A 14,681-nucleotide genomic window follows, 5' to 3' on the forward strand; every position below is an offset into this window, starting at 1 on the left:
TCCGTCCAAATCGGACGCCTACGCCGCATCCCTACAACCGCACTCGACACCTACGCCACACAACTCACCACCCAACACGCGGCCTAACCACGGCTGTACCAAAGAGGGGGTTGATCACCGCCGTAGACCAACCCCCCTTTTTTGGTACAGCCTCTTTCCTCACACCACAAACCGGCCGGGGCGAAGCTATGCCCAAAACCGACCCGGAAAGGAACCACACTCCCAATGCCACGCAAGAAACGCGCCGAAGGAACACGCGCGCCCAACGGAGCCTCAACCATCTACCTCGGCACAGACGGCAAATGGCACGGACGCGTAACAATGGGTGTTCGCGATAACGGCACACCGGACCGGCGACACGTCGAACGCAAAACTGAGGCGGAGGTAATCCGTGGCGTGCGCGCCCTCGAACGGGAACGTGACAGCGGGAAGGCCCGAAAAGCTGGCGGTGGTAAATGGACCGTTGAGAAATGGCTACTCCATTGGTTCGAACACATCGCGCAGCCAAACGTGCGGTACAAGACTCAGACGTACTACAGCACGGCCATTCACAAGTACCTGACTCCCGGCTTGGGTGCGCACCGACTGGAAAAGCTGGAACCGGAACAGGTGGAACGTTTCTACGCCAGTCTCCGCAAATCGGGAGCCAAACCGTCCACCCTTCTACAGGTGCACCGGACCCTCCGAGCCGCCCTAAACGAGGCGGAGAAGCGGGACCGGATCACGCGTAACCCGATTCGGGTTGTCCGCTCACCACAGATGACGGAAACCGAAATCGAGCCGCTAACCGTAGATGACGCGCAATCTATTCTGTCCCTTGCGCACGACCGGCGGAACGGTGTTCGATGGGCCATCGCGCTAGCCCTTGGACTTCGGCAAGGAGAGGCATTGGGTCTGAAATGGCCGGACATCACCACGGAATGGCACCACGGGTGTCCGGAGAAAGACCCATGCGGCAGCGCTCCCGTGGACTGTCCACAGGCATTCCCAAGCGGCACCCTCACCGTTCGCCGGGCGTTGCAGCGCCAGACCTGGCAGCACGGATGCGACCCAGATGCGCCGTGTGGTCGGAAACGTGGTGCTGAGTGCCCGACCAGGCACGGTGGCGGGCTGGTGATAGTAGAGCCCAAGTCCCGGGCCGGACGCCGGGTGGTCAGCCTGCCCTCACCACTCGCTCGCTCGCTGATCGAGCACCAAGGCGCGCAAGCTGAGGAACGTACGCACGCGGCCAACCTGTGGCAGAACAACGGATGGGTGTTCGCTCAGCCAGCCGGCAAGCCCATCGACCCGCGCGCGGACTACGGCGAGTGGAAGGAACTGCTCGCAGCCGCGGGTGTGCGCGAGGCACGGCTTCACGACGCGCGACACACCGCCGCGACCTTCCTGCTCGTCCTCGGTGTCTCGGACCGTGCCGCCATGGACATGATGGGGTGGTCGAAGGCCGACATGGCCAAGCGCTACATGCACGTCCCGGACGAGGTTCGGCACCGGATCGCGCGGCAGATCGGTGGTCTGTTGTGGGCCGGCCGGCCCGGCGACGACGACGGAACGACTGAGGTGCCGGTGGTGGCGTGAAACTGGCCAACTGAGACGGAGAGTGAGACGGAGCAACAGGCAGGGCCTTGTCTCTAACTCGAGAGACAAGGCCCTGACCTGGTCTTACTGTCTCAACCAGACAGCGCGCCCGAAGGGATTCGAACCCCTAACCTTCTGATCCGTAGTCAGATGCTCTATCCGTTGAGCTACGGGCGCATGTTCAGTTGTCATCCAGCCAGGGCCGGATGGCGGAGGCTCCGGGATTTGAACCCGGGAGGGGTTGCCCCCAACCGCATTAGCAGTGCGGCGCCATAGACCAGACTAGGCGAAGCCTCCCGGGGCCCCAGGCCGCTCGCGCCGAAGCCTACTACAGCGGTGGACCCCCCTCTCACGGGGCCAGGTTCACGAACACCCCCAGCGAGTCCGGGTTCACCAGCGCGTCCCGGCTCACGGCCCGCTCCGGGGGTGTGCCGGCGAGGATCTTCTTCACCGGGACCTCGCACTTCTTGCCGTTCAGCGTCCTGGGGATCTCGGTTACCTGGATGAACCTGTCCGGCACGTGCCTCGGGGACAGGGCCTGGCGCAGTTCGACCTTCAGGCGCGGCTCCAGGGCTGTCAGGTCCGCCCCCGCCGCTACCACCAGGAAGCACAGTAGCTCGCCTTCCGAGCCCGCTGAGGTGTCGATGACCAGGGAGTCCTCAACCTCGGGGAACGACTCGACCACGCGGTAGAACTCGCTGGTTCCCATGCGGACGCCGCCTCGGTTGAGGGTGCTGTCGCTTCTGCCGTAGATGACTGCTGAACCCCTCGGGGTGATGCGGATCCAGTCGCCGTGGCGCCAGGTGTTCGGGTAGGGCTCGAAGTACGCGGCTCGGAGGCGTTCGCCGGTGGGGTCGTTCCACAGCTCGGTGGGCATGGAGGGCATGGGGCGGGTGATGACCAGCTCGCCCACCTCGTCTACCAGCGCGTTGCCCTCGTCGCCGTAGGACTCGACGGCGGCGCCGAGCATGCGGCAGCTGAGTTCGCCTCGCCAGACGGGGACGTCGGGGGCCGCGCCGACGAAGGCCGCGCACAGGTCGGTGCCGCCGGAGATGGAGCAGATCTGCACGTCCTTGCCGACCTCGTCGGCTATCCAGGTGAAGCCTTCCGGGCTCAGGGGGGCGCCGGTTGAGCCGAGGCCTTTCAGGGTGGACAGGTCGTGGGTGGTGGCGGGGGTGAGGCCTTGTTTCAGGCAGGACTGGATGTAGGGGGCGGAGGTGCCGAAGTAGGTCACCTTGTTCTTCTCGGCCAGGGACCAGAGGGTGTTCAGGTCGGGGTGCGCTGGGCTGCCGTCGTACATGACCACCGTCGACCCGACCAGCAGGCCGCCGATGAGGAAGTTCCACATCATCCAGCCGGTCGTGGTGAACCAGAAGAACCGGTCGCCCGGGCCGAAGTCGCAGTGCAGGGCCAGGGCCTTCAGGTGTTCCAGGACGATGCCGCCGTGGCCGTGGACGATGCCTTTCGGCAGGCCGGTCGTGCCGGAGGAGTACAGGATCCACAGGGGGTGGTCGAACGGGACTGGGTCGAAGGCCAGCTCGGCATCTCGCGACAGGGTGTGCCAGGGGATGGTGCCGGGCAGCTCCGCTTCCGCGGACAGGTAGTTGATGAGCACGGTGGCTTCGAGCGTCGGGATCTCGGCGCGGAGGCGGTCGACCGTTGGGCGGATGTCGAACTCGCGGCCGTTGTAGACGTAGCCGTCCACGGCGAACAGGACCTTGGGCTCGATCTGGGTGAACCGGTCGGCGATCGCCCGCACCCCGAAGTCCGGTGAGCAGGACGACCAGGTCGCGCCCAGGCTCGCGGCCGCCAGGAAGGCCACCAGCGTGCTGGGCGCGTTGGGCGCGAGGGCCACCACGCGGTCACCCCGTTGCACGCCCAGTTCGACCAGGGACGCGCGGACGGCGGCCACCTGACTACGCAGCTCTCCGTAGGTCAGGCGCTCGGATCGGCCGTCCTCGCGGTCGAAGATGACCGCCAGGTCCTCGTCGGACTTGCCTGGGCCGGTGCTCAGGGCGTGTTCGGCGTAGTTCAGGGTCGCGCCGGGGAACCAGACCGCCCCGGGCATCCGGTCCTCGGCCAGCACCGTTGTCGGCTGGTCGTGGAACCTGACCTCGAGGAACTCGGCCAACGCGCCCCAGAACCCCGCCAGTTCCGTGGTCGACCACCGCCACAGCGCGTCGTAGTCCTCGACCGCCACCCCCCGCTGGGCACCCAGCCACGAGCGGAACGCGGCCATCCGGCTCGCCGCGGCCCGTTCCGGGTCCGGACGCCACAGCAACTCTGGAGTGGAGGTCATGACCTGTTCCTATCCCAAAAACGGGACCCTGGCCATGGTGCCCTCCGCCATACCTACCGCAGGTCGGCCACCACGTCCTCGGCCATCGACGTCAGTCTCGGCAGATCGGCCGGCGTGACCGTCAGCCAGGGGCCGTGCCGGCGCAGCGCGTATCGGCCGTCCTCGGCGTCCAGCCAGGTGAGCAGGCCGGGGGCTCTGGTCCCCCGGTACGACGCGCCCAGTTGGCCGCCACCGCGCCTGGTGGTCAGTGCGTGGGCCAGCACGCTGACCTCCTGCTGGCGGACGCCGGCCTCGTGCAGGACCCGGACGAAGCCGTTCACGCCTTCGCGGCGGGCCTCGGCGCAAGCGCTTTCGTAGTCGGCGACCGGGATGTTCGCCGGGCGGCCGTCGCCGGCGGGCATCGGCGGTAGCGACGCCAGCAGCGAGCCCGCGACGGCGGTCGACCTGACCGAGCCGAGGCGGATCTCGCCGTCGACCCTGGCCGCGACGGCGCCGCCACGGTCGCCTGCGGTGGCGTAGCCGACCAGGGGTGAGCCCTGGCCGAGGACCCGCAAGTCGAGCGTGAGCCCGTCGCCGGCGAGTTGGCGCAGCATGAGCGCGAGGTCCCTGGCCGGCGCGGCCACCGTGCCGAGGTCGCGGTCGGCAAGCGCTTGCGAGGCGGCGTGCGCCATCGCCGCGCGGGACTCCCTGGTCCGGCCTACGTGCGCCACCTCGAGGGGCACCGGTGGCTCGCCAAGGCCCAGCGACGTCCACAACAGGAAGAACTCGATCGAGCTGACCTGGATCCAGCCGGACGCCTGGTCACGCACGGCGCCGCTCCTCCCCGATCACCGAGTTGGCCGTCGGCGTGTCCCGATCGCCCCAGACGTCCTCGTCCTCCTTGAGGTACGCGGCGGTCTTGCGCACGGTGTCGTCTGCCCCGCCCGCGCCGGCCCCGCCCATCGGCATGCCGCCCATCGGCGCGTGTCCTGGGGAACGGTCCGGACCCCCGGTCGCGGCGGCGGGGGCCGCTGGTTGGGGTTTGGCCGGGGGCGTGGCGGTGCCCGGCAGCGGGCCGGCGGCGGGGGGCGCCGCCACGGGTCGTTCCGGGGTGCTGGTCGAGCCGCCCGCCGAGATGGGGGCGCCCGGCGGCACGGCCGGGCCGGGCGGCGCCGGCGGTGGGCCGGTCTGCGGCACCGTCGGGGGTGGGGGCTGCGGGGGTTGGGGTGGCTGCGGCGGCTGGGGTGGTTGGGGTGGCTGCTCGGGCAGGTTGATGAGCGGGCCGCCAACCTGGGGCGGGCTGAACTGCGGCACGGTCTCGTAGACCTCCCGGGAGGAGGTCTGGAACCGCTCCAGCGTGCGCGCCGCCTGTTCGTGCAGTGCCTGCTCGTGTTTGAGCGGGCCGGACGGGTCGGCGGTGATCTGCGGCGCCATCGCCCAGTCGTTGGTGGTGAACGCCTCGATGCGGGGCAGCTCGGGTGTGGGCAGCTCCACGACCGGGAACGGCGGCGCCGGCATCTCGTCCCGGGCGTTGGTGGCGTTGTCCACCTCGATGGTGACGCACGCGGAGACCTTGGTGGCCAGCGTGCCGGTGTCGGTGGCCCAGTGGGTGAGCGCGGCGATGGTCTGCCGGGCCAGGTCGGCCGCGGGGCCCTCCCAGGCCGCCGCCGACTCCTCGACGATGTCGCGCAGCGCGGTGCCGATCTCGGCCAGGTCCTCGCCGAGCCTGGCCCACTGGGCGGACACCTCCATCGCCCCGGTCAGGTCGAGGCCGTCGTGGACCATCCGGTGCAGTTCGTGGTGGGGGTAGGTGAGCCAGTCGACCTCGGCGTCCAACGACTCCGGGTCCGGCTCCCGCTGGGGCGGGTATGGCGGCCAGCAACTGGGCGGGGCCGGCCAGTGTGGCGGGTAGCAGCCGCCGGGCACGATGGCGTTCATGACTGGTTTCCGATCAGTCCGCTGTGGTCACCGAGCCGGCTGGCCGCCAGCCGCAGGTCGCTCTCCACCTGCTCGTCGGTGGTCCGGTACAAGCCGGCGGCGAGCCGGATGACCGCCTCGACCGAGTCGAGTACGTCGTGGAACATGCGCAGCACCGGGGTCACGCCGCCGTGCTCGTCGACCGCGACCGAGCGCAGCCGCGCGGACATGATCCGGCCGACCCAGTTGTCGCCGAAGTGCAGCGGTGTGTCCAATGTGGATCCGTTGGCGGCGAGGTCGCCCGCGCGCTGGCGGACCTGCTGGACCTGCCGCAGCAACTGCTCGGCCGCGGTCAGGTCGATGCGCAGGCCACCGGCCGCCGCCTGCTCCCTGACCTGCTCGACCTGTCCGGCGACCGGGGCTAGTGCCCGCGCGGCCGCCGCCGGGAACGGACCGGCCGGTGGCGCTGGCTCGACCATCGTGAACATCCCCCATCTGACGATTCGACGGTGACTGTCACAGTACCGAGCTGACCGTGCGATTCGTAGCCGATCAGGACCATTCGGGCCGGTTGGCGCCCGCCGTCGCCACCTCGGTCAGCCGTTGTTCGACGCGCGCGGTGTCGGCGGGCACGATCGTCAACCAGTCGACCCGGTCGCGGGCAGTCTCGGTGTGCACGAGGTAGCGCCCGGCCGAGGTGTCGAACCAGTTCACCACCCTGGTTCTGGTGCGCCGCCCCAGGTTGTCGGTCCGGGTGGCCGCCGCCTGACCGCCGCCGTGCCTGCTCGACTCGACCAGGGTGAGCACGGCGCGCAGCTCACGGCCGGTCACCCCGGCGGTGGTCATCGCCCGTTCCAACCCGGCATAACCACCGCCGACGAAATCATCGATCGCCGCGTCGAAGATCGCCTTCGGTAATCGCGCCGGACCGCCGGGGCCCGCTTTCTCCGGCGGCAGCATGGACATCACCGCGGGCACCAGCCTGCCGTCGCGCACCTGGGCCACCCGCAGCTCGGTGTCGGTCTGCGCGGCGAGCACCCCGACCTCACCGTCGGCCGCCGCGAGCACCCGCACGTACTCGCCGACCGAGAGCTGCGCGTCCACGGTGAACGTGTTGTGCGCCAACAACATCAACTGCTCTTCCAGCCGGGGCGACACCCGGCTGCCGTCGTGCAGTCCCTTGGCGCGCAACGACTCCCGCACCTGGTCACGGAGCTCGGCGCGCGCGGCCATCGTGTGGCCGTGCGCGGCGACCTCGAGCGGGTAGGGCAGCTCACCCGCGCCGAGGTGCTCCCAGAGGAGATCGAACTCCAGGTGCGACAGGGTGGTCCCGGTCATCAGCGAAGATGGGCGTCGAACCAGTTCAGCATCCGTTGCCACGACTCGAAAGCCGCGTCCGGGTGCAGGTCGAAACGATGGTCGGTCGACGGGAAGACCACCACGTCGGTCGCGGTCACCGAGCGGGCGGCGGCCTCGCGCAGCAGCTCGACCTCGTCGGTGAACTTGTCGGCGTAGAGGCCAAGCCACGGGCAGCGCAGCTCACCGGCCACGTCGATCAGCGCCGGCAGACCGGGCGCCGAGGGCTGCCGGATGCCGCCGCCGGCCACCGACACCGCCGCGCCGATGTCCCGGCTGGCCGCGACGACCATCGCGACCGAGCCGCCAAGCTCGAAGCCGACGATGCCGATCATGTCCGCGCCGATCCCCTGCTGCGCCAGCCAACCGAACGCCAGGTCGGTGCCGGCGAGCATGGTCTCCGCGTCCAGCTGCGGCGCGACCACCAGCCAGCCCTCGGCGGCCAGCGCGTCCACGAGCGCCGGCACGGAGTCGGTGACCCCGCGTTCCTCGTGCAGCACGACCAAACCACCTCTGACCACCGCAGGCGGCTCGGCGATCGTCATCCGGAGCGCGCGCCCGTCGGCCAGTTGCACTGGTTCGGTGCGGGTTGCGGTAGCAGACATCTCGATACCCAACCATGAGGAGGTGAACAGGAGTCAACGGTTGGACTCCGAATGGAGTAATCAGGACATCAACAGTTGGACCATGGCGACCACGCCAACCACGACGATCATCCCACGCAGCCACACCGGGCGCAGCCGCCTGCCGTACCGGGCGCCGACCTGGCCGCCGATCATCGACCCGACCGCGAGCAGCACCACCACCGGCCACGCGACGTCCGCGACGAACACGAACACCAGGCCGGACACCAGGTTCGCGGTCGCGGTCAGCACGTTCTTGGCCGCGTTCAGCCGCTGCAGGTGCTCGTCGAGCATGATCCCCATCAGTGCGAGGTTCAACACACCCTGGGACGCGCCGAAGTAGCCGCCGTAGACGCCGACCGCGAGCACACCGCCCAGCAGCACCGGCCCACCGTGCTCATGGCGCCGCTCCCGCTTGGCCAGCCGGCGGGCGAGCCAGGGTTGGAGCACGACCAGCACCAGCGCGAGCAGGATCAGCGCGGGCGCGATGGCCTCGAACGCGTCGGCCGGCAGCACCAGCAGCAACAACGCGCCGCCGACCGCGCCGACCACGGTCACCGCGCCGAGGCGCAGCAGCCGGTCGCGCTGGCCGACCAGCTCCCGGCGGTAGCCGATCGCGCCGCTGATCGAGCCGGGCACCAGGCCGAGGCCGTTGGAGATGTTCGCCACCACGGGCGGGTAGCCGATCGCGAGCAGCACCGGGAAGGACACCAGCGTGCCGGAGCCGACGACGCTGTTCATCGCCCCGGCGATCACCCCGACCAACCCGACGATGCCCGCTTCGAGCGGGGTCACGCGGGCGGGCTGAACACGCAGAACTCGTTGCCCTCCGGGTCGAGTAAGACGTCCCAGTCGATCTCGTCGTCCTGGGCGCGCAGCACCGAGGCGCCCAGTTCGACCAGCTCGTCGACACTGCCCCAGACGTCAAGGTGCAGGCGGTTCTTGGTGGTCTTGCCCTCGGGCACCGGCACGACCCAGATCGCCGGGCCCTCCCCGGCGGGGTCCACGATCGGCACCGGCCAGTCGAGCGGGCGCAGCCAGCCGTCGGCCGGCTCCTCGTGCTCGTCCTTGCGGACATATCCCATCGCGGCACACCACCAGTCCGCGAGCTTGTGGTGGTCGGCCGAGTCGATGACCAGGTCCTTGAACCGAGCTGACATACCGGCATCGTCGCACGTAATCACGGGTGAACAGGTGTGAGTTCGCTCCAACGCCGATCAGCCGACGGTCCTGGCCAGCCAGGTGTACTGGCCGTCGGCCGTGCAGTCGACCGGGCGGTAGCCTGCCCGGCCGAACAGGGCGAGCGAGGCCTTGTTGTCCTCGTGCACGTTGGCCAGCACGGTCGCCACCTCGGCGCGGGCGCACAGCGCGCCCTCGCCCACCATCAGGATCGCCGACGCCAGCCCTCGGCCGCGGTGCTCGGGCGCCACGGTGATGCTGACCTCCCAGGTCGCGCCGGCCAACCGGTCGAAGCGCACGGTGCCAAGGCCGACCGGTTGCTGCTGGCCGCCGCGTTCGACGACCAGCAGCAGCCGGTCGGGATCGGCGACCGTGGCGGCCAGCCAGGCCTGGTGGGCGGCGCGGGTCACCGGCTGGTGGTCGCGCGACCACGCCCGGGTCTCCTGGTCGTTGCGCCAGGCCAGCAGCATGTCGGTGTCGGTGGCGGTGTCGGTGGCAGTGTCGGTGGCGGTGGCCTCGCGGACCTGGAGGGTCGCCGCGGTCAGCACCCTGGCCGCGCCCGCGCCGTCCACGGTCGCGGCGCCCGCCTCGGCCAGCGCCGCCCGGCGGGCCTGGTCGCCCAGCAGCGCACGCAGCGTCCCGGTGGCCGCCGGCAGGTCGGCCGGGGTGCCGAGGCCGACGGCCAGGCCGAGGTCGAGCGCGGCCCGGTAGCCGACGGCCTGGTTGTCGACCAGCCGCACGATGGCGGCCGGGACGCCGATACAGCACAGCTCGGTCAGCGTCACGCCGGCGGCGCTCACCGCGAGGTCGGCCTCGGCCAGCGCCGAGGGCAGCGTCGGGGTCGGCGGCCCGACCGTGAAGTGCTGGCCGGGGGCGGGTTCGGGCAGCGCGACCTCGCCGGCGGCCACCGCCAGGACCGACATCGGCAGCCCGGTGTCGCGCAGCGCGACGAGCGCGGCGGCGACCGTGGGGGCCGCGGCACCGCCGCCCATCACGACCACCACCTTCGGCGGGTCGCCGGCCACCGGTGACCGGGCGTCGCGGGCGGCGAGCACGTCGGCGCGGATCGGGGCGAACCGGGGACCGGCCAGGTGCACGGCCGACCCGTCGGCCGGGCGGGCGACCGGCGACAGACTCGAGTCGACCACGATGTCGGCGGCCCGGCGGCCGTAGTGACCGTCTTCCAGGGAGATCAGCGTCGCCCGCGCCCGCACCGCCGGCAGCTCACCCAGGCCGTAGTGGTCGACCAGCACCACGTCGGCGGGCACCTCGTCGATGGCCGTCGCCGGCAGGACCGGGACCGCCAGCGCGGTCAGCCGGGCGGACAGCCAGTCCGCGCCGCCGAGGTCACCGGCGAACACCACCTGCCAGCCACGGGCCACCCCCGCCTCGGCGAACGCCACGCAGCGGGCCAGGTGCCCGACGCCGATCGCCGGGCCACCGTCCGCGCGCAGCAGCAGTGTCGTCATAGTGTCGTCATACCGTCGGCACGGGGTTCTGTGGGACCTCGGCGTTCATCGCCACCAGGTCGGGCCGGGAGCGCAGCAGCGCCACCACCTCGCGCCACCTCGGCAGGCCGTCGCCGAGCTCGGTCACCACGGCCTCCAGCAGCGCCGCGTCCTCGACGGTGTCCAGGGTGACCCGCAGGTCCGAGTTGTCCTCGCCGCTCACCACGCCCGCGCAGCGGTACAGCGCAGGCTGGGTGTAGATGGCGGAGGTGACGTGCTCGCGGTGCGCCCCGGTCGCGTTGCGGTACTGCTCGGCGAGCACGTCGCGGCGCACCAGCTCCGCGTCCAGGCCGCGGGGCAGCGTGCGGACCAGCGTGTTGCTGACGTAGTGCAGGTCGGGGTCGGCCAGCCACAGGCCGACGACCTGCGCGAGCAGCGCCGGGTCGTGCAGCGGGCAGTCCGCGGTCAGCCGCACCACCGCGTCGCACGGGTGCTGCTGGGCGGCCAGCTCGAAGCGGCTGAGCACGTCGTCGAGCGGGCCGCGGACCACGGTCGCGCCCGCTCTGGTGGCCTCGTTGGCGACCAGGTCGTCGTCGTCCGCCTCGGAGGTCGCCACGATGACCTCGCCGAACGCCGGCACCTGTTTGGCGGCCCGGACCACCCAGGTCAGCACGCTGCGCGTGCCGAGCGAGCGGAGGACTTTGCCGGGCAGCCTGGTGGAGGACAACCGTGCCTGGATGACCGCGTTGACTCGCACGGGTGCCATGATGGCGCACTGCGACGACGGGCGACCCCACGGAGGTAACGATGGCGCTGCTGGACGGAGCCAGCATTCTGCTGACCGGCGGAACCGGGTCCTTCGGCAAGGCGTTCATCGCCCACGCGCTCAAGCACCTGAACCCACGCCGGCTGGTGGTGCTCTCCCGCGACGAGCTCAAGCAGTACGAGGCCCGCAGGCTGTTCGACGACGACCCCCGGCTGCGCTGGTTCATCGGTGACGTGCGGGACCGGCGGCGCCTCGAGCGCGCCATGCACGACGTCGAGTACGTGGTGCACGCGGCGGCGCTCAAGCAGGTGGACACCGCGGAGTACAACCCGTTCGAGTTCGTGCAGACCAACGTCACCGGCTCGCAGAACGTGATCGAGGCCGCGATCGACTGCGGGGTGTCCAAGGTCGTCGCGCTGTCCACGGACAAGGCCTCCAGCCCGATCAACCTCTACGGCGCGACCAAGCTGTGCGCCGACCGGTTGTTCGTCAGCGGCAACCACTACGCCTCCGGGCATCCGACCCGGTTCTCGGTGGTGCGCTACGGCAACGTGCTCGGCTCGCGCGGCAGCGTCATCCCGTTCTTCCGGTCGCTGGCCGAGCAGGGCGAGCCGCTGCCGATCACCGACCTGCGGATGACCCGGTTCTGGATCACGCTGCCGCAGGCGGTCAAGTTCGTGGTCGACTCGTTCGACCAGATGCATGGTGGCGAGCTGTACGTGCCGCGGATCCCGAGCATGCGGCTGACCGACCTGGCGCGAGCCATCGCGCCGGGCTCGCAGCTCAGGGAGGTCGGCATCCGGCCAGGTGAGAAGCTGCACGAGGAGATGATCTCGCCGGACGACTCCCGCCGGACCCTGCTGCTCGGCGACCGGTACGTGGTGATGCCGCACATCGCCGGCTGGGGCTACCAGCCGCCGGCCAACGGCACGCCGGTGGCCGAGGGCTTCGCCTACCGCTCGGACACCAACGACCTGTGGCTGACCGACGACGAGCTGCACGCGCTGGTCGAGCAGGATGGCTGACTTCCTGCCCTACGGCCGCCAGTCCATTGTGGAGGACGATGTCGCGGCCGTGGCCGAGGTGCTGCGCGGCGACTGGCTGACCACCGGACCGGCGGTCGAGCGGTTCGAGTCGGACCTGGCCGGGGTCACCGGCGGGGTGCCGGCGGTCGCGGTCACCTCGGGCACCGCGGCCCTGCACGTGGCCTACGCGGCGGCCGGCGTCGGGCCGGGCGACGAGGTGGTGTGCACGCCGATGACCTTCGTCGCCACGGCGGCGACCGCGGCGCTGCACGGCGCGTCGGTGGTGTTCGCCGACGTGTCGCCGGAGACCGGGAACCTCGACGTGGCCGCGACGGCGGCGGCGATCACGCCGAGGACCAGGGTGGTGGCCGCGGTCGACTTCGCCGGGCATCCGGCCGCGCTCGACGAGCTGGCCACGGTGGCCAACGACGCGGGCGCGCTGCTGCTGGAGGACGCCGCGCACTCGGTCGGCGGGTCGTGGCGCGGGCGGCCGGTCGGCTCGCTGGCCGACCTGACCACGTTCTCCTTCTTCCCGACCAAGAACCTCACCACCGGCGAGGGTGGCGCGGTGTGCTGCGCGGACCCCGAGCTGCTCGCCAGGGCGCGGGAGTTCCGCAACCACGGGCTGGTCCGCGACCGGGACCGGCAGCGGTTCCCGGACGAGGGCGGCTGGCACCAGGAGGTGCACGCCTTCGGGCTGAACTACCGGTTGCCGGACGTGTTGTGCGCCCTTGGCTCCAGCCAGCTCACCCGGTTGGCGGCGTTCGTCGCCCGCCGGGCCGAGCTGCACGCGCGCTACGACGCCGGGTTGTCCGATGTGGACGGTGTGGCCACGCCGGTGACGCTGCCGGGCGCGGAGCCGGCCTGGCACCTGTACCCGCTGCGGGTGCTCGGCGGTCGGCGCCGGGAGCTGTACGAGCACCTGCGGGAGCGGGGCATCGGGGTGCAGGTCAACTACGTGCCGGTGTACTGGCACCCGGTGTTCGCCGACCTCGGCTACCGGCGGGGACTGTGTCCGGGGGCGGAGGCCTTCTACGCCCAGGAGCTGTCATTGCCGCTGTGGCCGGACCTGCACGACGCCGACGTCGACCGGGTGATCGACGAGATCCGGGGGTTCTTCCGATGACGGATCTGTCGCCGTGGGGCCAGGTGGCGGTGGTCGGCCGGCTCGCGGGCGGGCACCGCAACGAGGTGCTGGAGCTGCGCCGGGGCGGGGAGCGGCTGGTCGCCAGGGTGACCAGACGTACCCCGGAGTCGCTCGACTGGGAGCTTGACCTGCTGGAGTTCCTGGCGGCCAACGACTTCATCGTGCCCGAGACGGTGCCCGCCGACGACGGCCGCCGGCACGTCGACGGGGTCGTGGTGGCGCGCTGGCTGACCGGCCGCGCGCCGACCTCCTACGACTGGCCGGCGGTGACCGAGCAGCTGCGCCGGCTGCACGCGCTCACCGCGGACTGGCCACAGCGCCCCGGCTTCGCCTCCACCAGGGACCTGCTGACCACCGACCAGGGCGGCGACGTCGACCTGAGCGCCATGCCCGCCGACGCGGTCACCGCCGTGCGGGCCGCCTGGCGCGCGCTCGACGGCGACCACACGATCGTGCACGGCGACCCCGGTGAGCTCAACGTCCGGGTCACCGACCAGGGCATCGGCCTGCTGGACTGGGACGAGGCCAGGGTCGACCACCCCGACCTCGACCTGGCCGACCTCCCGGTGCCCGCCGGCCTCCCCCACCCCCGCAACCGCGTCGCCAGAGCCGCGATCAACGCCTGGGAAGCCGCCACCAGCTGGACCCTGGAACCCGCCTACGCCCGCACCCGCCTCGCCGAACTGCGCTGAACGCGACCTGCCGCGACGGGTAGGTGGTTGGCCTACGGGAGCCGGTCGACAGGCTGGCCGGTGATGTCGGCGATGAGTTCGAAGTCCTTGTCGACGTGGAGCACGACGAGCCTGGCCTGCTCGGCGATGGCCGCGATCAGGAGGTCCCGGATTGACGGCGCTCGGTGCTGGCCCCGCTCGGCGAGGGCTTCCAGCACGTTCAGTGCTCGCTTCTCCGCGGTGGGCGTGAGGTGCTCGACTGGCATGTCGACAAGCGGCGGCTGGTGCAGGATCGCGGCCATGTCCGGGGCGGAGCGAGCCGAGTATCCGGTTTCCAGCAGGGTGATCGTGCTGACATGCACCAAACCGCGCTCGATGCGCTGCCGCCACGTCTCCCGTTGCGGGCTGACAGCAAGCCTGACCAACGCGGACTTGTCGATCAGCCAGGGACGGGAGGTCGTCATGACCACGCCTGGCGCATGACGTCAGGATCGGTCAGGTCGCCGGTGAGCTGACTCAGCCGGTCGAGGTCGCCGTTGGTCACGCTGACCTGCGGCCGGATCTCCCGATCGAGCCAGTGGCGCAGATACTCGTTGCGGGACATACCACTCTCTCTGGCCCTCCGGTCGAGCTCAACGAGGGTTCCCTCTGGCACATCCCTGATCAGGATATCAGACATGATATCGATGATATCAT

At 70.8% G+C, this 14,681-nt stretch carries 16 protein-coding genes and 2 tRNA genes; 4 read left to right on the forward strand and 14 right to left on the reverse strand.

Translation table 11 applies throughout. From position 1 onward, the window contains the following. Positions 1–225: 225 nt before the first annotated feature. Positions 226–1,575, forward strand: a complete 1,350-nt coding sequence (locus ACYVIP_RS00695; RefSeq protein ID WP_460390809.1) for a tyrosine-type recombinase/integrase — start codon at positions 226–228, stop codon at positions 1,573–1,575. Positions 1,576–1,679: 104 nt separating this feature from the next. Here ACYVIP_RS00695 and ACYVIP_RS00700 read toward each other — a convergent pair. The 12 genes from ACYVIP_RS00700 to ACYVIP_RS00755 all read right to left on the reverse strand — a co-directional run bounded on the left by ACYVIP_RS00700 (position 1,680) and on the right by ACYVIP_RS00755 (position 11,142). Continuing rightward, positions 1,680–1,752: transfer RNA gene (locus tag ACYVIP_RS00700), tRNA-Arg, on the reverse strand. A 30-nt stretch (positions 1,753–1,782) separates the two neighbouring features. Continuing rightward, positions 1,783–1,872: transfer RNA gene (locus tag ACYVIP_RS00705), tRNA-Ser, on the reverse strand. 52 nt (positions 1,873–1,924) lie between these two features. Continuing rightward, the gene (locus tag ACYVIP_RS00710; RefSeq protein ID WP_460390811.1) at positions 1,925–3,874 is read right to left on the reverse strand and encodes an acetoacetate--CoA ligase; all 1,950 of its coding nucleotides are present in this window, start codon (positions 3,872–3,874) and stop codon (positions 1,925–1,927) included. A gap of 53 nt (positions 3,875–3,927) precedes the next feature. After that, positions 3,928–4,683, reverse strand: a complete 756-nt coding sequence (locus tag ACYVIP_RS00715) for an ESX secretion-associated protein EspG (RefSeq protein WP_460390813.1) — start codon at positions 4,681–4,683, stop codon at positions 3,928–3,930. Beyond that, positions 4,676–5,791 (reverse strand): PPE domain-containing protein, encoded by a 1,116-nt coding sequence (locus ACYVIP_RS00720; protein WP_460390815.1) that lies wholly within the window; start codon positions 5,789–5,791, stop codon positions 4,676–4,678. Before ACYVIP_RS00720 ends, ACYVIP_RS00715 begins: the two co-directional genes overlap by 8 nt. Continuing rightward, complete coding sequence (locus tag ACYVIP_RS00725; RefSeq protein WP_460390817.1) at positions 5,788–6,249, reverse strand: hypothetical protein; 462 nt, start codon at positions 6,247–6,249, stop codon at positions 5,788–5,790. Before ACYVIP_RS00725 ends, ACYVIP_RS00720 begins: the two co-directional genes overlap by 4 nt. A 73-nt stretch (positions 6,250–6,322) precedes the next feature. Continuing rightward, entirely contained in the window at positions 6,323–7,108 is a 786-nt protein-coding gene (locus tag ACYVIP_RS00730; RefSeq protein ID WP_460390819.1) for an ESX secretion-associated protein EspG, read from the reverse strand. Continuing rightward, positions 7,108–7,731 (reverse strand): dienelactone hydrolase family protein, encoded by a 624-nt coding sequence (locus ACYVIP_RS00735; protein ID WP_460390821.1) that lies wholly within the window; start codon positions 7,729–7,731, stop codon positions 7,108–7,110. Before ACYVIP_RS00735 ends, ACYVIP_RS00730 begins: the two co-directional genes overlap by 1 nt. Positions 7,732–7,791: 60 nt before the next feature. Further along, positions 7,792–8,544, reverse strand: a complete 753-nt coding sequence (locus tag ACYVIP_RS00740) for a sulfite exporter TauE/SafE family protein (protein WP_460390823.1) — start codon at positions 8,542–8,544, stop codon at positions 7,792–7,794. Further along, entirely contained in the window at positions 8,541–8,909 is a 369-nt protein-coding gene (locus tag ACYVIP_RS00745; RefSeq protein ID WP_460390825.1) for a VOC family protein, read from the reverse strand. Before ACYVIP_RS00745 ends, ACYVIP_RS00740 begins: the two co-directional genes overlap by 4 nt. 57 nt (positions 8,910–8,966) lie before the next feature. Next, on the reverse strand, positions 8,967–10,397 hold the full coding sequence (locus tag ACYVIP_RS00750; RefSeq protein ID WP_460390827.1) for a GNAT family N-acetyltransferase: 1,431 nt from the start codon (positions 10,395–10,397) through the stop codon (positions 8,967–8,969). Positions 10,398–10,404: 7 nt separating this feature from the next. Next, a complete protein-coding gene (locus ACYVIP_RS00755) occupies positions 10,405–11,142 on the reverse strand; it encodes a cytidylyltransferase domain-containing protein (protein ID WP_460390829.1) in 738 nt (245 codons plus the stop codon). Between the two features lie 41 nt (positions 11,143–11,183). On the opposite strand from ACYVIP_RS00755, the gene pseB reads away from it, so the two are divergent. The 3 genes from pseB to ACYVIP_RS00770 are packed head-to-tail and all read left to right on the forward strand — an operon-like array spanning position 11,184 to position 14,006. Continuing rightward, the gene (gene pseB / locus ACYVIP_RS00760) at positions 11,184–12,167 is read left to right on the forward strand and encodes a UDP-N-acetylglucosamine 4,6-dehydratase (inverting) (protein ID WP_460390831.1); all 984 of its coding nucleotides are present in this window, start codon (positions 11,184–11,186) and stop codon (positions 12,165–12,167) included. After that, complete coding sequence (locus ACYVIP_RS00765) at positions 12,160–13,293, forward strand: DegT/DnrJ/EryC1/StrS family aminotransferase (protein ID WP_460390833.1); 1,134 nt, start codon at positions 12,160–12,162, stop codon at positions 13,291–13,293. The genes pseB and ACYVIP_RS00765 overlap by 8 nt, the downstream gene beginning before the upstream one ends. Further along, positions 13,290–14,006, forward strand: coding sequence for a phosphotransferase enzyme family protein (locus tag ACYVIP_RS00770; RefSeq protein ID WP_460390835.1), 717 nt, complete (start codon positions 13,290–13,292; stop codon positions 14,004–14,006). The genes ACYVIP_RS00765 and ACYVIP_RS00770 overlap by 4 nt, the downstream gene beginning before the upstream one ends. A 32-nt stretch (positions 14,007–14,038) precedes the next feature. Here the strand turns inward: ACYVIP_RS00770 and ACYVIP_RS00775 are convergent, their stop codons facing one another. Both ACYVIP_RS00775 and vapB read right to left on the reverse strand, forming a co-directional pair. Continuing rightward, complete coding sequence (locus tag ACYVIP_RS00775; RefSeq protein ID WP_460390837.1) at positions 14,039–14,449, reverse strand: PIN domain-containing protein; 411 nt, start codon at positions 14,447–14,449, stop codon at positions 14,039–14,041. Further along, on the reverse strand, positions 14,446–14,664 hold the full coding sequence (gene vapB, locus ACYVIP_RS00780; protein ID WP_460390839.1) for a type II toxin-antitoxin system VapB family antitoxin: 219 nt from the start codon (positions 14,662–14,664) through the stop codon (positions 14,446–14,448). The genes ACYVIP_RS00775 and vapB overlap by 4 nt, the downstream gene beginning before the upstream one ends. Positions 14,665–14,681: the final 17 nt, after the last annotated feature.

The sequence above is a fragment of the Actinophytocola sediminis genome (assembly GCF_054779715.1).